This window comes from Yoonia ponticola (genome assembly GCF_014199395.1).
Lineage (GTDB): Bacteria > Pseudomonadota > Alphaproteobacteria > Rhodobacterales > Rhodobacteraceae > Yoonia > Yoonia ponticola.
On sequence record NZ_JACIJM010000007.1, the window covers coordinates 141017 to 165059 of the forward strand.

A 24043-nucleotide genomic window follows, 5' to 3' on the forward strand; every position below is an offset into this window, starting at 1 on the left:
CAAGGGCTATCCGAGCATCACAGGCTTGTCACCCATCCGATCACAACCGAGATCGTCAGAATGCTCGCCGCCGTAGAAATCAGGATCGCGGCAGACACGCGGGCGGGCGCTACGGCATAATGCTGCGCGATGATGTAGACGTTGCCAGCGACAGGCAGTGCGGCGGCAGCAACCATCACGCCAGTCGCAACGGGATCAACGTGGAACAGGTACAGCGCGGCCAATCCCACAGCAGCCGGATGCAAAACCAGTTTACACAGCGTTAACCAAGCCGCGATGCTGACGCGCTCTGCCGATTTACTGGCAAGTGATGCGCCAATGGCAAACAACGCACCCGGCGTTGCAGCACCGCCCAATAGCGTCAAGAAATCAGTCGCGGGCAGCGGCAAATCGATGGTCATGGCGGATAGGGTTAAGCCGATCACAATCGACACGATCATTGGGTTTTTCAGCAGGCCAAGCCCAACCGTCCGCAGAATCCCCAACCGCATACGTCCATCGCGCGATCCGGTGATCAGGATCACGACCAGCGAGCCAAAAAAGACCAGATCGACGGCCAGAACCATCATGATCGGCCCAATCGCTTTGTCGCCGAGCAACAGCGCGAGCATCGGAATGCCCAGAAAACCAACATTCCCGATCACCGCGCATTGTGCTTCGATTGCGGCTTCGGCGACATTCAACCGCCGGATCATCGCGACCAATGTTGCCAAGGCGTAAACGGCGAACGTCCCGACCAAATAAGCCCCAACAAACGACCAGTCCAGCACATCGGACAGGTTCAACGACACCGAAAAGCGCAGCAGCATGGCGGGCAGCGCAAAGTAGAACACAAATTTGGTTAAATAGGCCGTCCCGACTTCGCTAAAGAAACCGCGACGCGCGGCACCGTACCCTAGCGCGATCAACCCGAAAAAAGGCAGCGTTTGCAGGAAAACTGCAATCAATCGAACGCGCCTGTGACACGGCCCAACAGCATGAATGCGCGTGCGGTGCGGGTGTCGGCCAGTTCGATCAGTTCAGCGTCGGATGCAACGACTTCGAAAGACACCAGCATCTTGTCAAAATGGCGCAGAAAATGGTGGCAGGCATCGCGGAAAATCGGATCTTCCCGCATCCGCGCCGTGGTTAACGCAAGCGACGTCCGGTCCCGCACACCGCCCAGCGCACCAATCGCACGACCGCGTTCACCTTGGGCAAAACGACGCCACAATTCGGGCCGTGATCGATCCGGCGCGAGGTCATCCATGTAAATACCGTCCTGCGACAACAACGTCAGCACGTCTTGGCTGGCCTGAACCAATTGACGGGCAGACCTGTCTTTCAACGCTTTGCGCAACGCAGCAAAGCCAATCGCGTCGCCTTCGGTATCGGGAAAGTTCAATGCACGGATTAAATCGACGCGCGGCAGCGGCGGCGTATCGTCTTCGGGCTGCACATCCAGCGCAAGTGCGCGTTGTTCAGGCGGCACCGGTTTTACGGTTTTGATGTCCAGCTTTACACCAGCGTCCCGCGAGCTCGTGAACGTCGCCAAAGGCGCGTCCGGTTTCTTTGTTGCTTGGGCAATCTGGTTCAATTTGCGTTCGACCGATGATTGCGACGTCAGCGGACTGCCTTGGCGTTCGGTCATGACGTTATCGCGCAGGGTATCGATTGCCTCGTGCAATAACTGCGCTTCTTCGCGCATGACCTTGGCGGATCGGGCAGCAACTGCGGCCACCCAAATCATCGCAACAGGTAAAAACAACGCCATCAAGATCAGCACAAACCGCAGGCTGTCAAAGCCTTGATCGGTTGACGGTGCGGGCGTGACCAAAAAGAAAATGCTCACGCCCAGCATCCATACCACTGACAAAATCAGTGCGATGACTTCAGTACGGCTTGGTGCAAAAGCACCTGCATTCATTTGAGAGCGTAACGCCATTTGTCGTCTCACCAAACCCTATTGGGATTATTTGTAAGCGATTTCAATAATTTCGTAGGTTTTCACACCACCCGGCGTGCGGACTTCGGCACTGTCGCCAACATCTTTGCCGATCAGGGCGCGGGCGATGGGTGATTTCATGTTCAAACGACCTTGCTCGATGTTGGCCTCATATTCGCCAACAATCTGGTAGGTCTTTTCTTCGTCTGTATCTTCGTCCGCCATCGTGACGGTCGCGCCGAATTTGACAGCGCCCGACATTTTCTTGGGGTCAATGATATCCGCCAAGGAAATCACGCCTTCCAGCTCTTTCACGCGGCCCTCAATGAAGGACTGCTTTTCTTTGGCAGAGTGGTATTCCGCGTTCTCGGACAAGTCGCCATGCTCGCGCGCCTCTGCAATCGCCCGAATGATCGTTGGGCGTTCAACCGTTTTGAGGTGCTTCAACTCAGCGTCCAACTTGTCAAAGCCAGCACGTGTAAGCGGAATTTTTTCCATGACTACGTCCCCTTGGGGCAAAAAATTACATCGAACGTTCATAACGTACTTGGGCTATAGAAAGTCAAGTACAACTAACATCAGTCGATTTGATTGATGCGGTACACTTTTTAGCCGACCGTCGGCGAATATAGGCATTTTCGTCGCTTTACGACGCATTGTTTCATTTTGTCGTCGCGTCTTGATTGCCCTGTTTTTCCGGATGCGCTAACCCAGTCCGCAACAATATTGCGGAGGTGCGCCTCCAAATGAACAAAAGGGTGCGACATGGCCGACATAGAACGCGAAGCAATGGAATATGACGTCGTTATCGTTGGGGCCGGTCCTGCGGGTCTGTCGGCGGCGATCCGGTTGAAGCAACTCGACGCGGATATCAACGTTGTCGTGCTGGAAAAAGGGTCCGAAGTTGGGGCGCATATTCTATCTGGCGCTGTTTTGGACACCGCAGGCATCGACAGGTTGATCCCTGACTGGAAAGCCAAAGGCGCACCGATCAACGTGCCTGTCAAAGAAGATAATTTTTACATGCTGGGCGAAGCGGGCAAAATCCGCGTACCAAATATCGCAATGCCACCGTTGATGAACAACCACGGCAACTACATCGTTTCCATGGGAAATGTCTGCCGCTGGATGGCAGAACAGGCCGAAGAGTTGGGGGTCGAAATCTTCCCCGGCATGGCCTGTTCAGAGTTGGTGTTCGGTGAAAACGGCGAAGTCAAAGGCGTCGTCGCTGGTGAGTTCGGCAAAGAAGCTGACGGATCGCACGGCCCGAATTACGAGCCCGGCATGGAGCTGCACGGCAAATACGTGTTCCTGTCCGAAGGCGTGCGCGGATCGTTGTCCAAACAAGTGATCGCAAAATACGACCTCGCCGCTGAATCCGACGTGCAGAAATACGGCCTCGGCATGAAAGAAATCTGGGAAATCGACCCCGCCAAACACAAAGAAGGCACCGTGACCCACACGATGGGCTGGCCTTTGGGCAAGGAAGCAGGCGGTGGGTCGTTTATCTACCACCTTGAGAATAATCAGGTTTACGTGGGCTTCGTGGTTCACCTGAACTACAAAAACCCGCACCTTTTCCCTTACATGGAATTCCAACGTTTCAAGCATCACCCGATGATCGCGGACCTGCTCCAAGGCGGCAAACGTGTGGCTTACGGCGCACGTGCAATCACCGAAGGCGGCTACCAGTCGATGCCAAAAACCGCGTTTCCGGGCGGTATGCTGCTGGGGTGTTCCGCAGGCATGGTTAACGTCCCGCGCATCAAGGGCAACCACAACGCGATGCTCTCCGGCATCCACGCAGCCGAAGCGGCGTTTGCGGCAATCGGTGCGGGTCAATCCGGCGATACGCTCGATAACTACGACACCGAAGTCCGGACCGGTCCAATCGGCCAGGACCTCAAAAAAGTGCGCAACGTGAAACCGCTTTGGTCGAAATACGGCTTGCTCACTTCGCTGGCTGTTGGCGGCATGGACATGTGGACCAACACATTCGGTTTCTCACTGCTTGGTACGCTCAAGCACGGGAAATCCGATGCGGATGCGACTGAAAAATCCGTGCGTCACCAACCGATCAACTATCCGAAACCGGACGGGAAACTGTCCTTTGATCGGCTGACCAACGTCGCGTTCAGCTTTACCAACCACGAGGAAAGCCAACCTGCGCACCTTGTCCTGACGGACCCAAGCATTCCCGTGGACACAAACCTACGCGATTACGCTGGCCCCTCTGCCCGCTATTGTCCCGCAGGCGTTTATGAATTCGTCGGCGAAGGTGTGGACACAAAGTTCCAGATCAACTTCCAGAACTGCGTCCACTGCAAAACCTGTGACATCAAAGACCCGAGCCAGAACATCACATGGACCACACCCCAAGGCGGGGATGGCCCAAACTACCCCAACATGTGATCGCTTAAATCACGCTCAAAAGGCCTCGCATTTGTGCGGGGCCTTTTTTAATGCATACGTCCCCGCGATGTTCCGCCCATTTATCAGCAATCATTTGCACCGACGCGATTCGTCGCCTAGGCTTTCATTTATGCAGTAAAACAGGGGCGACACAGGTGTTTCTACAAAAACAACGCGGCGCAATAATCATCGCATTGATGCTAAACAGCACAGCAGCCACGGCGCAGGACAGCGTTCCAAACGCGGGCGCATATCTGGCCGCACGGCAAGCGGCGCAAACATCTGACTTCGAATACGGCGTAAAATATTACACCGAAAGCTTGCGAACCGACCCCGCGAACGGTGTTCTGCTGGAAAATGCGCTGACTGCAACAATGTCTCTGGGACGGTTCGACGACGCCGTAGCACTTGCCAAAACCATCGATGACATCGGGATCAACCGCCAGCATTCGAATATCGTACTGGCGGTTAATGCGGCCAAGACTGACAACTGGGCCAATATCTTTGCTGCCCTTGAAATGGACCGCCGCGTCGGCCCCGTCGTTGACGGGTTGTCACAAGGCTGGGCGCATATGGCGCTAGGCGAATTTGACAAAGCGTTGGTTAGCTTTGACGAGGTCACGGACACCACTGGATTGCAGTCGTTCGGCACTTATCACAAGGCCTTGGCACTTGCGTCCGTGGGGAACTACGACGAGGCCGTCCGCATTTTCGATCTGGCAGCCGAGACCGATGGTTTGCGTCATAACCGTCGCAGCGCCATGGCGCACGCGCAAATCCTCAGCCAACTTGATCGCCGCGACGACGCGCTGGCCTTGATCGACGAGGTGTTCGGCGAAACCCTAGATCCACGCCTCGTGGACCTGCGTGATCGGATCGAATCCGGCGCACCGACGCCCTACGACATCATCACGAACCCCACCGAAGGCCTTGCCGAAGTCTACCTGTCCGTCGCCGAAGCACTGCGCCCAGACGTACCGGAAAACTACACGCTGATCTACGCACGTGCGGCTGAATATCTGGCACCCGACAATACCGAAGTGTTACTTCAAGTCGCGAGCCTACTTGAAGACCTCGAACGGTACGGTCTTGCAAACGAAACCTACACCCGTGTGTCCCGCGACGATCCGGCCTACGCGGTCGCCGAAATTGGCCGCGCCGAAGCGTTGCGCAAAAAAGGTAACTTCGAAGGTGCCACCGAAGTATTGCGCGCCATGACGCGCACATTCCCTGACATGCCTGCGGTCTACGTCAGCCTCGGCGACACCCTGCGGCAATCCGAGCAAATCCAAGAGGCAAACGCGGCCTACTCGACGGCCCTCGACCTTTATCCAGCCGATGACCCCGCACGCTGGTTCGTCCATTACATCCGCGCAGTGACCTATCATGCACTGGATCAATGGCCCGAAGCCGAAGCGGATTTCCGCGCAGCCCTGTCATTCCGCCCCGACCAACCCCGTGTTTTGAATTACCTCGGCTATTCTCTGGTTGAACGCGGCGAGAAATTAGACGAAGCCCTTGGAATGATCGAAAAAGCAGTCTCTATTCAACCGCAAAACGGTGCCATCGTGGACAGCCTTGGCTGGGTGCTATTCCAGCTAGGCGATTACGAAACAGCCGTCGGACATCTCGAAGACGCCGCCGCATTAGAAGCCGTTGATCCTGTCGTAAACGACCACCTCGGCGATTGTTATTGGGCCGTCGGTCGCAAGGTCGAAGCGCGTTTTCAATGGAACCGCGCCCTGTCATTTTCGGACGAAGATAGCGAAGATGCCGCACGTATCCGGCGCAAACTCGAAATCGGCCTTGATGCTGTTTTGATTGAAGAAGGCGAAGAACCGATCAAGGTCGCACATGGCGTCAATTAAAGCAGTCGCCCCTGCAAAGGTTAATCTGACCCTCCACGTCACTGGCCAGCGCGACGACGGCTATCACCTGCTCGACAGCCTTGTGGTCTTCACGGACGCGGGCGACATTATTACAGCCAGCCCGTCAAACGATCTGACATTGACGGTTAACGGACCGTTTGCCGCAGGCGTGCCAACCGATAAAACAAACCTGATCTTGCGGGCGGCAGAAACCCTGCGCCGTATGCGTGGCGTGATTAAAGGTGCGGCGATTACCGTCGAAAAACACCTGCCGAACGCTGCCGGACTGGGTGGCGGATCATCGGACGCTGCAACGACACTCAAGCTGCTCGCAGAACTGTGGGACGTAGCCCCCCTACCCGCCTCCGCTGCCGAAGTGGTGATGCTTGGTGCCGACGTTCCCGTCTGCCTGCGCGCGCCCGCGCCCACACATATGACAGGCATCGGCGATCAACTGGCGTCAACGGCAAAGCTGCCGGAATGTGCGCTCATCCTCGTGAACCCGAAAATCGCCGTTCCGACCGATGCCGTGTTCAAAGGGCTCGCAACCAAACAAAACCCGCCAATGGATCCGCTGCCTCAAAACCTCAGCTTCGCCGATTTCAGTGAATGGCTGGCAAAGCAGCGCAACGACCTGCAAGCGCCCGCGATCAAAACCACACCCGCGGTACAATCCGCACTCGACCTGCTCATTAAAAATCCGGCAGTCACTTTTGCGGGCATGTCAGGATCGGGGGCGACCTGCTTTGGCTTGACCAAAAATATGGCCGCCGCACGCCAAGCAGCCCGCGTGATCCAAGTTGCGCAAATGGGCTGGTGGGTGACACCTGCCGAGGTCCTACGCGGCTAGACCGCCAACTTCATTTCGCCAAAACAACTCCCGCCGGGGGCTCTGACAGCGCAGCAATCACACTGCGCTAAGTGATCCGCGCGACCACATAATCCGCCAGATCCAGCAGCATTTCACGAATATCGCTATCGGGCAGGACCGCCAGTGCAGCCTTAGCCTCGACAATATAATCCAACGCCGTTTGGCGTGTCGTATCCATCGCGCCGTGCTTGGCGAGCAATGCAACCGCGTGCTCCAGATCGCCGTCCTCTTGGCGTCCTTTCCCAATCGTCCGCGTCCAGAATTCACGTTCCGTCGCATCCGCCGCAGCAATCGCGCGGATCACAGGCAGCGTCAGCTTGCGTTCGCGGAAATCGTCACCGACATTTTTGCCAATAGCGCTCGTTCCACCGTAATCCAGCAGATCGTCAACAATCTGAAATGCGATGCCGAGTGTATCGCCATAGTCGAACAGCGCCTTCACCGTCGCCTCGTCTTGGTCGGCAATAACGCCGCCAACTTCCATCGCGGCAGAGAACAGCGCAGCCGTTTTTCCGCGTACAACCTTGAAATAAATATCTTCTGTCGTCGCCAGATCAGCAGCGGCGGTCAACTGTAACACTTCGCCTTCCGCAATCGTCGCAGAGGCGTTCGCCAGAATATCCAAAACCCGCATAGAGCCTGTCTCGACCATCAACTGGAACGACCGCGCGAACAGGTAATCACCGACCAGTACAGACGACGTATTATCCCACAGCAGGTTCGCCGTAGGCCGACCGCGACGCTGGTTACTTTCGTCAACCACATCATCATGCAGCAGGGTCGCTGTGTGAATAAATTCGACCGTTGCGGCCAGATGCACGTGGTACGGCCCGTCGTAGCCACACATCCGCGCCGCCGCCAACGTCAGCATCGGGCGCAAGCGTTTCCCGCCTGCCTCAACCAAATGCGCGGTCACTTCGGGGATGCGCGGCGCGTGCTCGGATGCCATCCGCGTGCGGATCATCTCGTTCACAGCCGACAGGTCATCCGACAACGCCGCAGCCAAGCGTTCGTGGGGTTTGGTAGCGGCGACATCAAGGCTCATCACGTATTCCGTCAGTTTGTGGACAAAGACGATCATGCATCTTACGTCAGATCTATGAAAGAGCTTTTGCGCACCAACGACCCGACAGTCATCGCCCTTGCTACGGCCCTTCTGGATAGCGAGGATATAACCGCATTCCAGTTCGACGTAAACATGAGCATCCTAGAAGGTAGCATAGGCATAATGCCGCGCCGCCTGATGGTCGCTGATCGCGATTTATTTATGGCCCAAGCGATCATGCGCGATGCCGAGATTGATCTAGGCCAGTGATTGAAGACACGACATATGACGCGTTTCTTGGTGGAAAAGTCCATGCTTTGCAGCCCAAACGCGGGTTTCGGTCAGGGATTGACGCCGTGTTGCTTGCCGCATCAGTGCCCGCGAAATCCGGTGAAACGGTTCTGGAAATCGGGTGCGGCGTGGGCGTGGCATCCTTGTGCCTGAATGCGCGCGTCGCTGGATTGGCGATCACCGGCATCGAATTGCAAAGCGACTATGCAGGATTGGCAAAGCAGAACGCAGCAACAAACAACGCTGACTTCACAATATTTTGCGCGGACCTACGGGCCCTGCCCGCTGATCTACGTCAAAAACAGTTCACCCACGTCATGATGAATCCGCCTTATTTTGACCGCACGCAGGGTCATGCGGCTACGGATACTGGGCGTGATGTGGCGCTTGCGGGCGACACGCCTTTGGCAGATTGGCTCGATATCGGGATCAGACGGTTGGCCCCCAAAGGCACACTGACGATTATTCAACATATCACCCGTCTACCCGAAGTCTTATCGGCGGTTTCAGGGCGACTGGGATCGATCCACCTGCGTCCTATTGCCGCCCATTCCAGCGCCGCACCGGGTCTGTTTTTACTCCAAGCGAAACATAGCGGACGCGGACCATTTGAATTAATGCTGCCGCTTGTGATGCACGGAAGCCAAGCAAAACAAGGGGATATCGAAAGCTACACCCCGCAAGTCAAAGCGATTTTGCGCGACGGCGCATCTTTCTCCATTCGCGACCCTGCCTGATTAACCTTTCAGCAACCTTTTGGCAGCAAGCTGCTCATATATCGCTTTGCTGCTCTGCGGCGTGACAGGTGGTCAAATCTGTGGTGCAGTGACGGTGTACACACTTATAGGAGGATCGAAATGAGCTTAAGTTCGCACTTGCAGGAACTGAAAAAGAAGCACCAACACCTCTCGGACGATGTCGAGGTCATGCAGCGTAGCGCCGGAACGGACGACCTTGAAATCGCGCGCCTCAAGAAGAAAAAACTCCACCTAAAAGAAGAAATTTCACGGCTTAGCGCCGGTTAGTCTTTGATCCTTTTGGGTTGGCGTAGAATGCGCCAGCCCAATCTACGATTTGCGCGGCAGTGGAAAGACCCTGCTTTCGGTCAAAACCTCAATCGCCGCAACCTCTTCACGCACCCATGCCATTAGACGCGCGACTTGCGGTCTGTGTTCGGCGCCTTTTGCGCAGACAATCCGATAATATGCATTACTCCAGATACTTAGCTCTAGCGGCATCACCAATTGCCCAAGGCTCAGATGTCGTTCAGCCATAGAGATTCGGCCCAAAACCACCCCAGCCCCGGACAATGCAGCATTCACCGCATGGTCACTTTGACTGAAATGCGTGCCGGCTGTAGTGGGCGGCTTTAACCCTGCAGCACGGAACCACGCATCCCAATCCGCAGGGGGCGTCAGAAATGTCAGGTCTTCTTGATGCAGCAGCGGTAAGTTTAACAAATCGCTTGGTTTTTTGATCTTTTCCGCCAAGCTAGGTGCGACCATCGGGCAGAGCCATTCTTTGAAAATCGGCTCGCTATATAACCCCTCGTCCGCTTGCTGGCTGAACCTGATCGCGACGTCCACTTCGTCGCGTGTGAAATCCATTAATCTGAGGTTGGCAGAGAACCGCAGATCGATGTCTGGATTCGCTTGAACGAACTGAAACAGCCGCGGTGCGAGCCATTTCGATGTAAAGCTCGGCCCAGATGTCACAGTTAAGGTTCTGTTATCATGTAGGCGTTTTGCCGCTGACCACGCTTTGGTCAATACTTCGAACCCTTCAGCAGCACCGGGCGCAAGAACTCGGCCAGATTCGGTCAGCTCGACTGCGCGGTTCAATCTGCGGAACAATGGATGGCCCAAATGTTCCTCTAATGACTTGATTTGAAATGATAAAGCGGCTGGGGTTACGTTAAGTTCACTTGCTGCGCGTGCAAATGACATATGCCGCGCTGCGGCATCAAAAGCGCGAAATGCGGTGAGTGGAGGAAGGCGTTCTGACATGTCACATCAATATATCTTAACTGAAGCTATGAAAAGTCTCGTTTGTCACTTTCCCCAAAACACCCCAAATAAGAGACAGACCAAATGAACTCGTTTCATCAGGAGACACGAAATGCACTCGATCACAACGAACGAAGAAACCCGCCTTATCATCGAACGCGCACACGCTGAGCGCGCAGAGATGGTCGCAGCATTCTTCCAGAAACTGTTTTCTCGCAAGCCAAGCGCTGCGCACACAACTGCTGAACAACCGGCCTAAAGCCGAGTCACTACCCGTGCACAATGCGTGCACAACGCGTATGACAAAATTCTTGATCCACGATCCTCCTCCCAGTCGATCGGATCATGAAAAAAGGGCCGGTCTTTACGACCGGCCCTTTCTGATTCTAGCCTAGAATACGTCTTACAACATGTACTGGCCGCCGTTTGCAGAGATTGTGGAACCGGTGATAAAGCCCGCGTCGTCGGACGCTAGGAACACGACGGTACGCGCGATTTCGGCTGCTTCGCCAAGACGGCCCACGGGAATGCCCGCTACGATCTGGTCCATCACTTTTTCAGGGATCGTCGCCATCATTTCGGTGTTGATATAGCCGGGTGCGACCACGTTCACGGTGATGCCAGCGCGCGCGCCTTCTTGCGCCAGCGCTTTGGTAAAGCCGATGTCGCCCGCTTTTGCGGCCGCATAGTTCACCTGAGCGAATTGGCCTTTTTGGCCGTTGATCGACGAAATCGTGACGATGCGACCGAATTTGCGTTCGCGCATTCCGGGCCATATCGGGTGGGTCATGTTGAAGACGCCGGACAAGTTCGTGTCCATGACCTCTTTCCACTGCGTCGGCGACATTTTGTGGAATGGCGCGTCGCGGGTGATGCCTGCGTTGTTCACCAGCACTTCGACCGGACCCAGATCGGCCTCAACCTTAGCGATACCAGCGGCGCAATCCTCGTAGCTGCCGACGTCCCATTTATAGGTTTTGATGCCAGTCTCAGCTGTAAAAGCAGCGGCTTTTTCGTCGTTACCTGCATAGGTCGCAGCGACAGTATAACCTGCGTCTTTCAACGCCGTCGAAATGGCAGCGCCAATACCGCGGGATCCGCCGGTAACAAGTGCAACACGGGACATGATATTCTCCTCCAAAAATAGTCAAGTAAGCAAATTACTTATACAGGGAACCATACGCAATTATATTGCGCAAGCAGAAAGGGGCAGCTTTGCGCTACCCCTTTCGATTTAGTTAATCGCGCTCAATGCACAGGGCCACGCCCATGCCTCCGCCGATGCACAGCGTTGCGATACCTTTTTTCGCGTCGCGGCGCTGCATTTCGAACAACAGCGTGTTCAGAACACGGCAGCCGGACGCACCAATCGGGTGACCGATCGCGATTGCGCCGCCGTTAACGTTAACGATTGCCGGATCCCAGCCCATTTCCTTGTTCACGGCACAGGCTTGCGCGGCGAAGGCTTCGTTTGCTTCAACAAGGTCAAGATCATCGACAGACCAGCCCGCTTTTTCCAACGCTTTGCGCGACGCCATGACCGGGCCCACGCCCATGATGGATGGATCGAGGCCGGCAGTCGCGTAGGACGCGATACGGCCGAGCGGCGTGATACCGCGTTTTGCAGCGTCATCGACGGACATCAACAATGTGGCTGCAGCACCGTCGTTCAAACCGGATGCGTTAGCGGCTGTGACAGAGCCGTCTTTTGCAAACGCCGGGCGCATTTTTGCCATCGTTTCAAGGTTCGCGCCGTGACGGATGTATTCGTCCTGATCGACGACGATATCGCCCTTGCGAGTTTTCACGGTGAAGGCCGCGATTTCGTCTGCGAATTTGCCAGCCTTCTGTGCTGCTTCAGCTTTGTTCTGCGACGCGACTGCAAATTCGTCCTGCATTTCGCGGGAAATTTCCCACTGATTTGCAACGTTTTCAGCAGTTTGACCCATGTGGTAGCCGTTGAACGCATCCCACAACCCGTCACGAATCATGGTGTCGATGTAGCTGACGTCACCCATTTTGTGGCCTGCCCGCAGGTGCGCCGCATGTGGTGACAACGTCATGTTTTCTTGACCACCGGCGGCGACGATATTCGCGTCACCTAGCTGGATGTGCTGTGCGCCGAGCGCCACGGCACGCAGACCGGAACCACACACTTGGTTAATACCCCACGCTGCGGATTCAATCGGAAGACCTGCGTTGATGTGCGCCTGACGTGCTGGGTTTTGGCCCTGAGCGGCGGTCAAAACTTGACCAAGAATGGTTTCGGACACTTCTGCTTTGTCGATTCCGGCGCGTTCAACAACGGCTTCGAGAATGGCAGCGCCCAGATCGTGGGCGGGCGTATTGGCGAATGCGCCTCCGAAACTGCCCACAGCAGTCCGGGCGGCAGAAGCGATAACGACGTTAGTCATGTTGAGTCCTCTCAGGTTATTCTTTGACCAGATTGGAGCACAACAGGCGCATATGTACAGGCCCCAACCTGCAAGTTGAGCCAACTTTATGGATTTGTTTACGTTAGGGCAATGTGGATTTGGGTTGGTGGGCCGCGTGCGGATGACGGCCTAGATGCTAAACTTGGGCACACCGTAAAGGTATCCTTGCAGGCAATCTGCCCCAAGTTTTGTCATAAAATCAGCCTCTTTTGCCGTCTCAACCCCATCTGCGACAACAAACATTTCAAATTGATGGGCGACCATGATGAGCGCCTCTGCGAGCACCTGATTGTCAGGGTCGTCGTGGATTCCACGCACAAAGCTTTTGTCGATTTTGACCAGATCGAAGAAGAATTCTTTGAGGTGACGAAAGGCGGTCATGCCTGCGCCAAAGCCGTCGAGCGCGAATGCGACCCCCTTTGGCTGCATTTCAACCATGAAGCGAATCATAACCTCGTGCAGTTCCATCGCAGAGGTTTCCGAGACTTCAAATATCAAGCGATCCCCGACGTTATCTTTGGTCGCCAAGCCGCGCGCCAAGGTGTCGCGCCATTTCCCATCGGCCAGTGACCGCGCCGAGACGTTGATGGAAATGCGCAGATCAGGCCGTCGCGCCAATAGGATGAACGCGTGTTCCAACGTTGTGCAATCGACCTCGCGGCCGAGATCATTTTCGCCGATGACAGACATAAAATGGGCGGCGGGAATAACACGACCAGCCTCATCAAGTACACGCACCAATCCTTCGTAGAAGGCGACACCGGGTTTGTCGCCCGCCAGCATGATTGGTTGGTACGCCATCTTTGTGCGCCCCGCCGCAAGCGCATCACGCACGAGCGTCAGGACATCGCTATCGCGACTCGCCATCGCCGCCTGAAACGGGTCGAGGGGACGGTCATCATTAGAGGCATTGGGCGTAGCGTGCATATTGGCATCTCGTGTAGGATGCGTCACTCTGCACCGTAACCGCCTAATATCACGTTAATAACAGGACAGTGTTTATGGTCGAAAGATGCCGATGGGCGGGCGATGATCCGATCTATCAAGCCTATCACGACACCGAATGGGGCGTGCCTGAATATGACAGCAGAGCGTTGTGGGAAAAGTTAATACTGGACGGTTTTCAGGCCGGATTGTCGTGGATTACGATCCTCAAGAAACGCGATAATTTTCGGGCTGCCTTTGCGGGATTTGATCCAAATGTGATTGCTGAATGGGGCGATGAAGACGTCGAACGCTTGCTCGGTGATGCGGGGATAATCCGGCATCGTGGTAAGATTTCTGCGACGATTACAAATGCCCGTGCGTGGCAAAAAATTGAGGCTGAGCAAGGCTTTGACACGTTTCTGTGGGACTATGTTGGCGGGACACCTTTGATTAACCATTGGGAAACACAGGCGGATGTGCCGACACAAACGCCACTGTCAGTGCAGGTATCGAAGGACTTGAAGAAAGCAGGGTTCAAGTTCTGCGGTCCGACGATCATTTATGCATTCATGGAAGCTTGCGGCTTGGTTAACGATCACATCGTTACTTGCCACCGTCACGGACGTTAGGACCAGCGGTTTAGCGCCTCTTCGTCGTCGTCTTTGGCTGCGACCCACGATGCCCCGTCACCCGTTGTTTCTTTTTTCCAAAAAGGTGCGCGGGATTTTAGATAATCCATCAGGAAATCGGCAGCAGCAAAAGCATCTGCGCGGTGCTTTGATGCCGTCGCCACCATCATAATCGGGTCGGTTGCATGCAACGTGCCGTAGCGGTGGATCACCAGAACATCGGCAAGCGACCAGCGGTTTTGCGCATCGGCAGCAATGGCTTCAATCGCTTTGGCGGTCATGCCGGGGTAGTGTTCGATTTCCATCCCCTGAAGGCCGCCCGCCACGTCGCGCACAAGGCCCGTAAAGGTGACAATCGCGCCGACAGACGGTTGGTTTTTGGCAAAACTGTTCAGTTCGGCGCCAGCATCAAAGAGATTTTCCTGCACCCGGACGATCATCTTAACCGCCTGTCATCGGTGGAAAAAACGCCACCTCGCGGACGCCAGCAAGAGGCGCGTCAAAGTCTGAGAGTTCTTGGTCTAGGGCGACGCGCAGGGCCGTGATATCAGCGAAGGCAGCGGCATAGCGGTCTTCGCGAGCGACCAGTTCCGCGACGAGGTCAGAGACGGTCGCGGCCTGCGTTTCAACCGTTTCTTTTGGCAGCCCGATCCGTTCGCGGACCCAAGCAAAATACATGATATCCATCACTTGGCCCCTTTGAGGAACGGCATCGCCTTGCGCAGATAATCCATGCCGGTGATGAAGGTCAGCAGGGCCGCGATCCACAGCAGGATAATGCCGCCATACCAGCTGACGTCCCAGCCGAGCATTTTCCAGCCCAAGCCAATCGTATCGTCGAAAGTTCCGTCAACAATACCGTCGATGGTCGCCTGATCCATGCCGATGGTGCGTTCGATGATGAAATGTTCAAACGCGCCCTTCGCGAACAGGAACGCGATAGAGACCATTTGAGCGGTCGTTTTCCACTTGGCTAGGTTCGTGACTTTGAGCGTGCCAGCCGTGTCGCCCAAGAATTCGCGCAAGCCAGAGACAAAGACTTCGCGGAAAATGATGATCGTCGCGGGCAACAAAATCCACGGGTTCATGCCGGAAAAACCAGTGATGACAACCAGTGCAATGACGACCATCGCCTTGTCGGCGATGGGGTCGAGCATCGCGCCGAATTTGCTTTCCTGCTTCCAAGCGCGGGCCAGATAGCCGTCAACGAAGTCGGTGATCGCCGCCACAACAAACAGGATCAGCGCAAACCAATCCGCGTAAGGCCTTGAAAAATAGAGGAACATCAGCACCACACCGGGGGCCGCGAGAAGACGCAAAAGCGTCAGGATATTTGGGATATTCCACTGCATGTCTATTTATTACCTAAACCGCTACGAAGTTTCCAGAGTAACACGTGCACATCCTTTTTTCGTGACGACCATTGCGGTTGGTGCAATTTTTCCCGAAAATTTATCCGATTTTTCCGAAAAATTGTCCCAGCATCATCCGTTTTCGTGGAAATAATCGTAGATCGTTTGCGCCATATTGCTAGATACACCTTCGACCGCCTTTAAGTCGGCCAGGTTTGCACGTGCGACGGCTTTGGCTGATCCAAAGTGTGCCAGCAGTGACCGTTTGCGGGCGGCACCAACGCCTGGCACGTCGTCGAGTGGATTTGCGCTCATTGCTTTTGCGCGTTTCGCCCGGTGGGTGCCGATGGCGAAACGGTGCACTTCGTCGCGCATTCGCTGGATAAAATAGAGCACGGGATCGTTGTGCCGCAACGCCATCACGGGCTTGCCGGTCCGGTAGAACACCTCTTTACCTGCGTCGCGCTCTTCGCCTTTAGCCACGCCGACCATCGCGATGTCGCTGACGCCCATCTCGTCCATGATCTCGCGCACCGACGACACCTGCCCTGCCCCGCCGTCGATCAGTAGCAGATCGGGCCAAGCACCGCTTTTGCGCTCTGGATCTTCTTTGAGAAGGCGACCAAAGCGGCGCGTCATCACTTCTTTCATCATGCCAAAGTCATCGCCGGGCGTGAGGTCGGTGCCTTTGATGTTAAACTTGCGGTAATTGCTTTTATCAAAGCCTTCAGGCCCCGCCACGACCATCGCACCCACGGCATGGGCACCTTGGATGTGCGAGTTATCGTAAACTTCGATCCGTTTGGGCGGCGCGTCTAATCCGAACGCCTCGGCGAGCCCCTTGAGAAGCCTGCTTTGCGTTGCTGTCTCGGCCATTTTACGCGCCAGACTTTCGCGGGCGTTGCGCAATGCACCTGACACCAGTTCGGCCTTTTCGCCACGCTGCGGGACGATGATTTCGATCTTGCGGCCTGCTTTTTCAGCGAGCGCGTTTGCCATCAGGTCGTCGTTATCCAGCCCGTGCGATAGCAACAGCACCTTGGGCGGTTCGCGGTTTGCGTAGAATTGCCCGACGAAGGCTTCCATGACTTCGGCCATATCTTCGTCGCCGCTGATGCGCGGATAGTAGTCGTGGTTGCCCCAGTTCTGGTTCGCACGGATGAAAAACACCTGCACGCAGGCTTGTCCGCCGTCGATGTGCAGGGCGATAACGTCTGCTTCTTCGGTGCTTTGCGGGTTGATCCCTTGAGAGGTTTGCACTTGCGTTAATGCTTTGATCCGGTCGCGCAAGGCGGCGGCGCGTTCGAATTCCATCGCTTCGGATGCCGCTGACATTTGGGACGCGAGCGCCTCTTGGATGCCTTTGGTGCGCCCCGACAGAAACTTTTCGGCGTCCGCGACGGTGGCTGCGTAATCGGCCTCGGAAATCAGCCCGCAACACGGACCTGAGCAACGTTTGATCTGGTACTGTAGACAAGGCCGCGTTCGCGTTTCAAAGTCGCTGTCGGTGCAATTGCGGATCTGGAAGACGCGCTGCAACTGGTTCAGCGTCCTGTTCACGGCACCCGCGCTGGCAAAGGGGCCGTAGTAGTTGCCCTTTTCCTTTTTCGCGCCGCGATGTTTCTTGAGCTGCGGGAATGCCTGATGCTTTGAGACGAGGATATTCGGGAACGATTTGTCGTCCCGCAACAGCACGTTGTAGCGCGGCTTCAACTGCTTGATGAGGTTCTGTTCGAGCAGCAGTGCTTCGGTTTCGGTGCGCGTTGTCAGAAACATCATCGACGCGGTTTCGCGGATCATGCGCGTGATGCGTGCGGAATGCTGCGCTGAGGGCCGCGCGTAGTTGCTGACGCGATTGCGCAGATTACGGGCCTTGCCGACGTACAGCACGCGACTGTCCGCATCCAACATCCGATATACGCCGGGCGAACTGTCGATTGTGTTCAGATACCCGTGGATACGATCGTAGCCAGTAACGGGAATTTCGCTGTCTTCACTCATCGGTCACGGATCCGTGATTCTTAGTGGCGCTGCAATGATCCAAAGGGCAGGACAAGTCCAAAGGCATCCACGAGACTTGTGGATAAGTCCGTGGGCAAAACGTCAACACGTCGTATTTTCCGTTGTTTTCAGGGGTGTTCATGTGTCTGCCTAATTTTTAAGCACATTTATAACGTGTTGTTTTGCAAGTATATTTTATTTACCAACTGGCAAATTACTGATTTCATTCATAAAATGTTTACATTCATGAAGGCGTTCAACGAAAGGTGGACAACTTTTACGGGTAGTGTCCAAATATGGGGCCATTTGGTTTATTCAACTCCCCTTACGTCAACTGTGTCCCACGCAAGATGCTGACCGCCATCGACGCAGAGCATCTGCCCCGTCACGGATTTGGCATCCAGGAAATAGCCCAAAGCGGCGGTAATGTCATCGGGGTTTGCCCCGCGTCCTAGGATCGTGGCGGCGCGTTGCCGTGTGAATTGATCCTCTGATTGCTTCATGCCTTGCAGCGTCGGACCCGGTCCGATGCCATTCACGCGCACTTTTGGCGCGAGCGATTGTGCGGCGGTTTGGGTCAGCGCCCACAGCCCCATTTTCGCGATGGTGTAGGACGCGAATTCCGGTGTCAGCTTGTGGACACGTTGGTCGAGCATGTTCACGACAAGCGCCTGTGCGACGGGTTCGTTTTGATCGTCCAGCGCGGTGACGGGTGCTTGAGCCGCGAACCCTTGGGTCAGTACAAACGGCGCACGTAGATTGGTCTCGACGTGTCGATCCCAGCTCGTGCGTGTGCCTGTGGTGATATCGTCGTGTTCAAAGATCGATGCGTTATTGACCAGCACCGACAGCGGCCCGACGGCGTCAACAGCGCGTGCAATCAGGGTCTGCGTTTCGTCCTCGATCAGCAGGTCCGCTTGAATTGCGACGGCCTTGCGCCCCAAGGCGATAATCTCGTCCACGACGCCCTGTGCGCCGTCCTGCGACGCCGCATAATGCACCGCGACGTCGTAGCCCCGCCCAGCCAGATAGAGGGCCATGGCACGGCCTAGCCTTGCGCCAGCCCCAGTGACAAGGGCCCCCGCCATCAGACGAGAACGAGCAGCAGGTAAGCCACGTACAGCGCCGATAAGATGATGCCCCAAAGTCGGGTGATGTCCACTTTCAAGAACACAAACGGGATCAGTAGCAGTGACGCCCCGAGCATGACCCAAAGATCAAACGACAGGAATTCTGACTCGACTGGAATGGTGCCGACAAAGGATGCGATGCCCATGATGCCGAGCAGGTTGAACATATTCGAACCGATCACGTTGCCGAGCGCCACGTCTGCCTGACGGCGCAGGGCTGCCATGACTGTCGTTGCGAGTTCGGGCAGTGATGTGCCGATAGCGATCAATGTCAGGCCGATCACGGTCTCTGGAATCTCGTAATGACGCGCGATATTCACCGATCCGTCGACGAGCAGCGACGCACCAAGCGGCAAGCCGATCAAGCCCAATGCGAGGAACAACAGGATTTTGCCCCAGCCAAGGTTCGGGTCTGCACCTTCGAGTTCTTCTTCGTCGCAGTCGTCAGCGGTATCGGAAGCAGATTGTTTACGGTGTTTGTTCGCAGACATGGCCGCGTGGACCAGCATCGCCGCCAGAGCCGCCAACAGAATAACGCCACTGACCCAGTTCAACGGGCCGATAAAGCAAAGCACGATGAACAGCACGGTGGCCGCGAGCATTTGCAGGTAGCTGACGCGCGTGTCGCATTCGCTGGTGTGCATCGTCGCCATCAGCGCCGGAATACCAAGAACCAGAAGCACGTTCGCCGTGTTTGACCCCACAACGTTCCCAAGAGCAAGACCCGGAACGCCGTCCCAGATTGCTTCGATCGAGATCAAGAGTTCGGGGGCAGAGGTCCCAAAGGCCACGATGGTCAGTGACACGATCAACGCAGGCACGCCCAAACGCAGGGACATATTCACAGCACCTTTAACAAGGCTGTCGCCCGCCAAAAGCAGGATCACCAGACCGATGACCACATAGACCCAATCCATTCCGTTCTACCTTTTCTTACAGGCACAACGGCCTTTACCAATACGATACCGCCCGCAGTCCCGGCATTTCGCCGCCGCGAGCTTGTCCTGCCCCGGAAACCGCCATTTGCCGAACATGGCGAGCACGGCGATAAAAGCAAGGAACAGGAGGATGATTTTTGCGATCACCTTAGAGGCCAAATCGTGCAAAAGCGGCGCGATCCTCGACGGTGTGAATAGCGTCCTGCATGACAGACATGCCAAAGCGGGACAGCAGTGTTTTCTTTTCGCTATACTTGCGGAACGTGACCTTGTCGCCGAAACGGGATTTCATCATCGGAACAAGGTGGCCAATCCCATCAACAAGACCCTCTGCGATGGCCTTTTTGCCAAAGAACACCTCGCCAGTGAACAGGTCTGGATTGTCCGACAGTTTGTCACCGCGGCGAGATTTCACATAAGCGATGAAAATCTCGTGCAGTTCTTCAAGCCAACCTTTGAGGCGGGTGATGTCTTCGTCTTTTTCGGGGCGGAACGGGTCCAGCATTGACTTGGATTTGCCAGCCGTATGCACACGCCGCTCGATCCCGTGTTGGTTGATGACTTTATCAAGTCCGAAACCCGCCGTGATGACGCCAATCGACCCTGTCATTGATGTTTCATCGGCGTAGATTTCATCGGCGGCACAGGCCAGCCAGTACCCCCCAGATGCCGCGACATCTTCGACAAAGGCGATCACGGGCACGTCGTTTTCTTGAGATAACCGCTGGATACGCGCGGCGATTAGCGACGATTGCGTCGGCGATCCACCCGGGCAATTGATCTGCAAAGCGACCGCTTTTGGTTTGCCTTTGGTAAAGGCTTTTTCCAGCAAGGGCGCGAGGCTGACATCATCCAAACCGCGACCACTGTTTGTGATAGCGCCTTGCAGCCGCACAACTGCAACCATGGGTTCAGATTTCAGAAAGGGAATATAACGTTTCATAACACCTCAGATAAGCCGCGCACTGCTATCCAACAAGTACCTCACTGCCGAATGCGCCAGCCAGTCCGGAAAATCCACCAAATAGCGGTCATACAGGCCCCTGTGAACACCGCAATCGCGATCAGGCTGATGCCCACAGGCACATCTGCAGTGCCAAAGAACGACCAGCGGAAGCCGGAAATCAGGTAGTGAACGGGGTTGAACAGGGTAATCGTTTGCCAAACGGGCGGCAGCATCGACGTGGAATAGAAAGACCCGCCGAGAAACACGAGTGGCGTGATGACAAGGAGCGGGATCAGTTGAAGCTGCTCGAAATTGCCTGCCCAGATGCCAATGATAAAGCCAAGCAGTGCGAAACTAAGCGCGGTGAGGAACAAGAATGCAAGCATCGCAAGCGGATGCGCGATGGTGATATCGACGAACAGGAAAGACGTGGCGAGAATGATCATGCCGATGATCAGCGCTTTGGTCGCCGCCGCCCCGACATAGCCAATTGTGATCTCAAGGAAGTTCACAGGCGCAGATAGCAATTCGTAGATCGTGCCAATGAATTTGGGGAAATATATCCCGAACGATGCGTTGGTCGTCGCTTGTGTCATCACGGTGAGCATGATCAGACCCGGTACGATAAACGCGCCGTATGGCACACCTTCGACGTTTTCCATGCGGCTACCGATCGCGGCCCCGAAGACCACAAAGTAAAGCGCTGTCGAGATTACTGGCGAGATGACCGATTGTGTGAGTGTGCGAAAGAACCGCGCCATTTCAAAGCGGTAGATCGACTGGATGGCTATCAGGTTCATGCGTCTTCCTTCACGAGACCAACAAAGATATCTTCGAGGCTGCTTTGTTGTGTCTGAATATCAACCATCTGGATGCCCGCGTTTTGCAGGTCGTTGAGCAACGTCGTGATGCCCGTGCGTTCACCATTGGTGTCGTATGTATATGTCAAAGTGGTGCCGTCGGCCTCTAGCCCGTAGTTGGACAGGGCGGCGGGAATTTCCGTGACGGGTGCCGCAACTTCGATCTTGAGCTGCTTTTGACCCATCTGGGCCATCAGGTCGGCCTTGTCTTGCACCAGCAGGATTTCACCCTTGGCGATGACACCGACGCGATCAGCGATAGCTTCGGCTTCTTCGATGTAATGGGTCGTGAGAATGATCGTGACGCCGCTGTCTTTCAGCTTGGCGACCACGTCCCACATGTCTTTGCGCAGCTCCACGTCAACGCCAGCGGTCGGTTCATCAAGGAACAAGACGCGGGGTTCGTGGGCCAGCGCCTTGGCGATCAAGACACGCCGTTTCATGCCGCCCGAAAGCGTCATGATCTTGTTATCCTTTTTGTCGAACAAGGACAGATCGCGCAGAATTTGCTCGATATAGGCGTCATTGCGCGGCTTGCCGAACAAGCCACGTGTGAAACGTACCGTGTTCATCACCGTTTCAAACGGTTCGAGATTGATCTCTTGTGGGACAAGTCCGATCAGATCGCGGGCTTTACGAAAGTCGGTTTGCGTATCGAATCCACCGACAGAAACCGTTCCTGACGTCGGCACTGTAATGCCACAAACCGTTGAAATAAGGGTCGTTTTTCCAGCTCCGTTGGGGCCGAGAAGTGCTAAAATCTCACCTTCTTCGATCTCTAGGCTTACGCCTTTCAGCGCCTGAAACCCGCCAGCATAGGCTTTGCGCAAATCGCGCACGGAAACGATAGATGACATGAGGCGCCCCTGTTTAGTGTTCTGCGAACGTAGTGTCGCAGGTGCCAAAGGAAAAGGGGCGTCGGTGCGAAACCCGCTATTCTGCGAAGATCCCTGTGTCGAGGTTAAAGTTTAACCGCTGTCCCCGCGCGTACAACGTACCCTCTGCAAAGAATTCGCCGCTGTCAGCGACCTGCCCATGCAAGCCACCTGTGACGTCAAAGTTTTCGGTTCCGCTTAACTGCGCATCAAACGCGGCACCGGGGATGTTCACGGTGCCAGTGACATCGACGTCAATGATTGCCTCGCCGCCAATGCGACGCACCGCGCCATTCGACAAAGCCAGTGCGCCGGACACGTTGATAAAGCCCACGTCGCCGTCAATTGGCGTGTACCCGTCAGCAACATCTGCGGTCAGAACGGCCACGGCATCTGCGTTCTCTCGGACCAATATCAGGTCCGTGACCTGCCCCGTGAGGCTGCCACCGTTGGCAAATGACGCATCAATCTGCGTGCGCCCGACCAAGGCATCCAACGTGCTGGTGGGCACGGCAAGCATGTAACCGTTGTAGCTGGCCGATCCGAGATCGCTCAGCGCGGATTGATCCAATGCGGTGTATCCGTCCGCTGCAAAGTCGAAATAAGCACGGCCCGCAGCGTTCACATCCGGAATGGAAATCGCACCGGACGTGGACATCACGCCGGACCCTGATGATCCACCACAAGCAGTTAGGGCAAGCAACGCGCCGATGGCAAAAAGGCGGGGAAATACAATCATGTGGGGCGTCCTAATTTCAATAGATCGACCCTGTGTAACGTCAGCATTCTTAATGAAAGGTTAACAAAACGGAAACAGGGACAACCACTTGTGGTTGTCCCTGTTGGTATCGTGATTCGCTTGCGGTTGATTTATTTCAACAGCAGGTTGGTTTCGTGTTTCTTGAGCGCTTTGCGTGCTGATTGGTAGCCCGCGAGGCCGGATTTGGTGGACAGTTCAGGGAACAGATCGAAGATTTCGTTCCGTTGGCTGTTGCCGATGCCCTTCAAGGAATAGTCGCCCGGTTGGAAGCTTTCCGTCCATGCCCCGTTGGACAGCACAACTTCGTGCCGCTCGAACATGAAGTGGATGTAGGTCGTTTGCATCACGTTCACGGTATGGATGCCTTCGGCCCCAACCATGTGTTTAGCGGCCGCGAGCACTTCGCTTTCCTCAAAGTAGAGCTGTGTCTTGTCAGACGACACCAGTACCCGGTGATTTGGCGATACCATCATGTCACGTTCCGGCAGGCCGTGGCCCAATGCGCCGCGTTTGATCAGCACAGGCTGCAGGTGCGGGTTTTGCACCAGCTGCTGGCCGGACATCGGCTTGTGGCCCATCCATGCGATTTCCTGAATGCCGTTGTCGCGGGTGATGATCCGGTCGCCGACTTGCAGTTCTTCGACCAGACGCTCGCCTTTTGGTGTCGCGATCAATGTGCCCGGTGTGAAGCATGGGATGACATTTTCGATCTCGGAGAAGGTCATGGTGGACCCGTCCGTGAACGTCACTGTACCCGCTTCAGGGTCGCCATC

The 24043-nt window shown here is 55.5% G+C and carries 27 protein-coding genes; 8 read left to right on the plus strand and 19 right to left on the minus strand.

Annotated elements, in window-relative coordinates; translation table 11 throughout:
• Positions 1-17: 17 nt before the first annotated feature.
• Genes FHS72_RS13195 through greA form a run of 3 tightly spaced genes read right to left on the minus strand, consistent with a single transcriptional unit; the run spans position 18 to position 2422 of the window.
• Entirely contained in the window at positions 18-947 is a 930-nt protein-coding gene (locus FHS72_RS13195) for an AEC family transporter (protein WP_183529893.1), read from the minus strand.
• Positions 944-1924: a hypothetical protein gene (locus FHS72_RS13200; RefSeq protein WP_246414677.1), complete on the minus strand. Its 981-nt coding sequence runs from the start codon at positions 1922-1924 to the stop codon at positions 944-946. The genes FHS72_RS13195 and FHS72_RS13200 overlap by 4 nt, the downstream gene beginning before the upstream one ends.
• 27 nt (positions 1925-1951) lie before the next feature.
• Complete coding sequence (greA, locus tag FHS72_RS13205) at positions 1952-2422, minus strand: transcription elongation factor GreA (RefSeq protein ID WP_183529895.1); 471 nt, start codon at positions 2420-2422, stop codon at positions 1952-1954.
• 267 nt (positions 2423-2689) lie between these two features.
• Between greA and FHS72_RS13210 the strand changes: the two genes are divergently transcribed.
• The 3 genes from FHS72_RS13210 (at position 2690) to FHS72_RS13220 (ending at position 7054) form a co-directional block, all read left to right on the plus strand.
• Complete coding sequence (locus FHS72_RS13210; RefSeq protein WP_183529897.1) at positions 2690-4336, plus strand: electron transfer flavoprotein-ubiquinone oxidoreductase; 1647 nt, start codon at positions 2690-2692, stop codon at positions 4334-4336.
• Between the two features lie 155 nt (positions 4337-4491).
• Positions 4492-6204 (plus strand): tetratricopeptide repeat protein, encoded by a 1713-nt coding sequence (locus FHS72_RS13215; RefSeq protein WP_343042687.1) that lies wholly within the window; start codon positions 4492-4494, stop codon positions 6202-6204.
• On the plus strand, positions 6191-7054 hold the full coding sequence (locus tag FHS72_RS13220) for a 4-(cytidine 5'-diphospho)-2-C-methyl-D-erythritol kinase (protein WP_183529899.1): 864 nt from the start codon (positions 6191-6193) through the stop codon (positions 7052-7054). The genes FHS72_RS13215 and FHS72_RS13220 overlap by 14 nt, the downstream gene beginning before the upstream one ends.
• 67 nt (positions 7055-7121) lie before the next feature.
• On the opposite strand, the gene FHS72_RS13225 is transcribed toward FHS72_RS13220, so the two are convergent.
• The gene (locus FHS72_RS13225; protein ID WP_183529901.1) at positions 7122-8120 is read right to left on the minus strand and encodes a polyprenyl synthetase family protein; all 999 of its coding nucleotides are present in this window, start codon (positions 8118-8120) and stop codon (positions 7122-7124) included.
• Positions 8121-8174: 54 nt separating this feature from the next.
• Here FHS72_RS13225 and FHS72_RS13230 point away from each other — a divergent pair, with 54 nt between their 5' ends.
• From FHS72_RS13230 to FHS72_RS13240, 3 genes are all read left to right on the plus strand, one after another.
• Entirely contained in the window at positions 8175-8390 is a 216-nt protein-coding gene (locus tag FHS72_RS13230) for a putative signal transducing protein (RefSeq protein WP_183529904.1), read from the plus strand.
• On the plus strand, positions 8387-9148 hold the full coding sequence (locus tag FHS72_RS13235) for a methyltransferase (RefSeq protein WP_183529905.1): 762 nt from the start codon (positions 8387-8389) through the stop codon (positions 9146-9148). The genes FHS72_RS13230 and FHS72_RS13235 overlap by 4 nt, the downstream gene beginning before the upstream one ends.
• A gap of 120 nt (positions 9149-9268) precedes the next feature.
• The gene (locus tag FHS72_RS13240) at positions 9269-9436 is read left to right on the plus strand and encodes a YdcH family protein (protein WP_183529907.1); all 168 of its coding nucleotides are present in this window, start codon (positions 9269-9271) and stop codon (positions 9434-9436) included.
• Positions 9437-9478: 42 nt separating this feature from the next.
• Here FHS72_RS13240 and gcvA read toward each other — a convergent pair whose 3' ends face one another.
• Positions 9479-10417: a transcriptional regulator GcvA gene (gene gcvA, locus FHS72_RS13245; RefSeq protein WP_183529909.1), complete on the minus strand. Its 939-nt coding sequence runs from the start codon at positions 10415-10417 to the stop codon at positions 9479-9481.
• Between the two features lie 112 nt (positions 10418-10529).
• Between gcvA and FHS72_RS13250 the strand changes: the two genes are divergently transcribed.
• Positions 10530-10676 carry a hypothetical protein gene (locus FHS72_RS13250; RefSeq protein ID WP_183529911.1) on the plus strand — a complete coding sequence of 49 codons (147 nt, stop codon included), beginning with the start codon at positions 10530-10532 and terminating at the stop codon, positions 10674-10676.
• Between the two features lie 144 nt (positions 10677-10820).
• Here FHS72_RS13250 and phbB read toward each other — a convergent pair whose 3' ends face one another.
• The 3 genes from phbB to FHS72_RS13265 all read right to left on the minus strand — a co-directional run bounded on the left by phbB (position 10821) and on the right by FHS72_RS13265 (position 13779).
• A complete protein-coding gene (gene phbB, locus FHS72_RS13255; protein ID WP_183529913.1) occupies positions 10821-11543 on the minus strand; it encodes an acetoacetyl-CoA reductase in 723 nt (240 codons plus the stop codon).
• Positions 11544-11655: 112 nt separating this feature from the next.
• Positions 11656-12831 (minus strand): acetyl-CoA C-acetyltransferase, encoded by a 1176-nt coding sequence (locus tag FHS72_RS13260; protein ID WP_183529915.1) that lies wholly within the window; start codon positions 12829-12831, stop codon positions 11656-11658.
• 150 nt (positions 12832-12981) lie between these two features.
• Positions 12982-13779, minus strand: a complete 798-nt coding sequence (locus tag FHS72_RS13265; RefSeq protein WP_183529917.1) for an EAL domain-containing protein — start codon at positions 13777-13779, stop codon at positions 12982-12984.
• 74 nt (positions 13780-13853) lie between these two features.
• Here FHS72_RS13265 and FHS72_RS13270 point away from each other — a divergent pair, with 74 nt between their 5' ends.
• Entirely contained in the window at positions 13854-14408 is a 555-nt protein-coding gene (locus FHS72_RS13270; protein WP_183529919.1) for a DNA-3-methyladenine glycosylase I, read from the plus strand.
• On the opposite strand, the gene FHS72_RS13275 is transcribed toward FHS72_RS13270, so the two are convergent.
• The 11 genes from FHS72_RS13275 to FHS72_RS13325 form a co-directional block, all read right to left on the minus strand.
• On the minus strand, positions 14405-14848 hold the full coding sequence (locus tag FHS72_RS13275) for a molybdenum cofactor biosynthesis protein MoaE (RefSeq protein ID WP_183529921.1): 444 nt from the start codon (positions 14846-14848) through the stop codon (positions 14405-14407). The genes FHS72_RS13270 and FHS72_RS13275 overlap by 4 nt on opposite strands.
• 1 nt (position 14849) lies before the next feature.
• Positions 14850-15095 carry a molybdopterin converting factor subunit 1 gene (gene moaD, locus FHS72_RS13280; protein ID WP_183529923.1) on the minus strand — a complete coding sequence of 82 codons (246 nt, stop codon included), beginning with the start codon at positions 15093-15095 and terminating at the stop codon, positions 14850-14852.
• On the minus strand, positions 15095-15760 hold the full coding sequence (gene pgsA, locus FHS72_RS13285; protein WP_183529925.1) for a CDP-diacylglycerol--glycerol-3-phosphate 3-phosphatidyltransferase: 666 nt from the start codon (positions 15758-15760) through the stop codon (positions 15095-15097). Before pgsA ends, moaD begins: the two co-directional genes overlap by 1 nt.
• Positions 15761-15892: 132 nt before the next feature.
• Positions 15893-17761, minus strand: coding sequence for an excinuclease ABC subunit UvrC (gene uvrC / locus FHS72_RS13290; protein WP_183529927.1), 1869 nt, complete (start codon positions 17759-17761; stop codon positions 15893-15895).
• A gap of 311 nt (positions 17762-18072) precedes the next feature.
• Positions 18073-18849 carry an SDR family oxidoreductase gene (locus FHS72_RS13295; RefSeq protein ID WP_183529929.1) on the minus strand — a complete coding sequence of 259 codons (777 nt, stop codon included), beginning with the start codon at positions 18847-18849 and terminating at the stop codon, positions 18073-18075.
• The gene (locus tag FHS72_RS13300) at positions 18849-19808 is read right to left on the minus strand and encodes a calcium/sodium antiporter (RefSeq protein WP_183529931.1); all 960 of its coding nucleotides are present in this window, start codon (positions 19806-19808) and stop codon (positions 18849-18851) included. The genes FHS72_RS13295 and FHS72_RS13300 overlap by 1 nt, the downstream gene beginning before the upstream one ends.
• 169 nt (positions 19809-19977) lie before the next feature.
• Entirely contained in the window at positions 19978-20772 is a 795-nt protein-coding gene (locus FHS72_RS13305; protein ID WP_183529933.1) for a S49 family peptidase, read from the minus strand.
• A 41-nt stretch (positions 20773-20813) separates the two neighbouring features.
• On the minus strand, positions 20814-21575 hold the full coding sequence (locus FHS72_RS13310) for an ABC transporter permease (RefSeq protein WP_183529935.1): 762 nt from the start codon (positions 21573-21575) through the stop codon (positions 20814-20816).
• Entirely contained in the window at positions 21572-22492 is a 921-nt protein-coding gene (locus FHS72_RS13315; RefSeq protein WP_183529937.1) for an ABC transporter ATP-binding protein, read from the minus strand. Before FHS72_RS13315 ends, FHS72_RS13310 begins: the two co-directional genes overlap by 4 nt.
• A 76-nt stretch (positions 22493-22568) precedes the next feature.
• Complete coding sequence (locus FHS72_RS13320) at positions 22569-23249, minus strand: hypothetical protein (RefSeq protein WP_183529939.1); 681 nt, start codon at positions 23247-23249, stop codon at positions 22569-22571.
• 131 nt (positions 23250-23380) lie between these two features.
• Positions 23381-24043: Hint domain-containing protein (locus FHS72_RS13325; RefSeq protein ID WP_183529940.1), on the minus strand; the 663-nt coding region annotated here is incomplete at its 5' end.

Coding starts and splice junctions, on each gene's coding strand:
- FHS72_RS13200 (WP_246414677.1), bottom strand. CDS start 1,924: ATGGCGTTACGCTCTCAAATGAATGCAGGTGCTTTTGCACCAAGCCGT.
- greA (WP_183529895.1), bottom strand. CDS start 2,422: ATGGAAAAAATTCCGCTTACACGTGCTGGCTTTGACAAGTTGGACGCT.
- FHS72_RS13210 (WP_183529897.1), top strand. CDS start 2,690: ATGGCCGACATAGAACGCGAAGCAATGGAATATGACGTCGTTATCGTT.
- FHS72_RS13220 (WP_183529899.1), top strand. CDS start 6,191: ATGGCGTCAATTAAAGCAGTCGCCCCTGCAAAGGTTAATCTGACCCTC.
- FHS72_RS13225 (WP_183529901.1), bottom strand. CDS start 8,120: ATGAGCCTTGATGTCGCCGCTACCAAACCCCACGAACGCTTGGCTGCG.
- FHS72_RS13230 (WP_183529904.1), top strand. CDS start 8,175: ATGAAAGAGCTTTTGCGCACCAACGACCCGACAGTCATCGCCCTTGCT.
- FHS72_RS13240 (WP_183529907.1), top strand. CDS start 9,269: ATGAGCTTAAGTTCGCACTTGCAGGAACTGAAAAAGAAGCACCAACAC.
- gcvA (WP_183529909.1), bottom strand. CDS start 10,417: ATGTCAGAACGCCTTCCTCCACTCACCGCATTTCGCGCTTTTGATGCC.
- FHS72_RS13250 (WP_183529911.1), top strand. CDS start 10,530: ATGCACTCGATCACAACGAACGAAGAAACCCGCCTTATCATCGAACGC.
- phbB (WP_183529913.1), bottom strand. CDS start 11,543: ATGTCCCGTGTTGCACTTGTTACCGGCGGATCCCGCGGTATTGGCGCT.
- FHS72_RS13260 (WP_183529915.1), bottom strand. CDS start 12,831: ATGACTAACGTCGTTATCGCTTCTGCCGCCCGGACTGCTGTGGGCAGT.
- FHS72_RS13265 (WP_183529917.1), bottom strand. CDS start 13,779: ATGCACGCTACGCCCAATGCCTCTAATGATGACCGTCCCCTCGACCCG.
- FHS72_RS13270 (WP_183529919.1), top strand. CDS start 13,854: ATGGTCGAAAGATGCCGATGGGCGGGCGATGATCCGATCTATCAAGCC.
- FHS72_RS13275 (WP_183529921.1), bottom strand. CDS start 14,848: ATGATCGTCCGGGTGCAGGAAAATCTCTTTGATGCTGGCGCCGAACTG.
- moaD (WP_183529923.1), bottom strand. CDS start 15,095: ATGGATATCATGTATTTTGCTTGGGTCCGCGAACGGATCGGGCTGCCA.
- pgsA (WP_183529925.1), bottom strand. CDS start 15,760: ATGCAGTGGAATATCCCAAATATCCTGACGCTTTTGCGTCTTCTCGCG.
- uvrC (WP_183529927.1), bottom strand. CDS start 17,761: ATGAGTGAAGACAGCGAAATTCCCGTTACTGGCTACGATCGTATCCAC.
- FHS72_RS13295 (WP_183529929.1), bottom strand. CDS start 18,849: ATGGCGGGGGCCCTTGTCACTGGGGCTGGCGCAAGGCTAGGCCGTGCC.
- FHS72_RS13300 (WP_183529931.1), bottom strand. CDS start 19,808: ATGGATTGGGTCTATGTGGTCATCGGTCTGGTGATCCTGCTTTTGGCG.
- FHS72_RS13305 (WP_183529933.1), bottom strand. CDS start 20,772: ATGAAACGTTATATTCCCTTTCTGAAATCTGAACCCATGGTTGCAGTT.
- FHS72_RS13310 (WP_183529935.1), bottom strand. CDS start 21,575: ATGAACCTGATAGCCATCCAGTCGATCTACCGCTTTGAAATGGCGCGG.
- FHS72_RS13315 (WP_183529937.1), bottom strand. CDS start 22,492: ATGTCATCTATCGTTTCCGTGCGCGATTTGCGCAAAGCCTATGCTGGC.
- FHS72_RS13320 (WP_183529939.1), bottom strand. CDS start 23,249: ATGATTGTATTTCCCCGCCTTTTTGCCATCGGCGCGTTGCTTGCCCTA.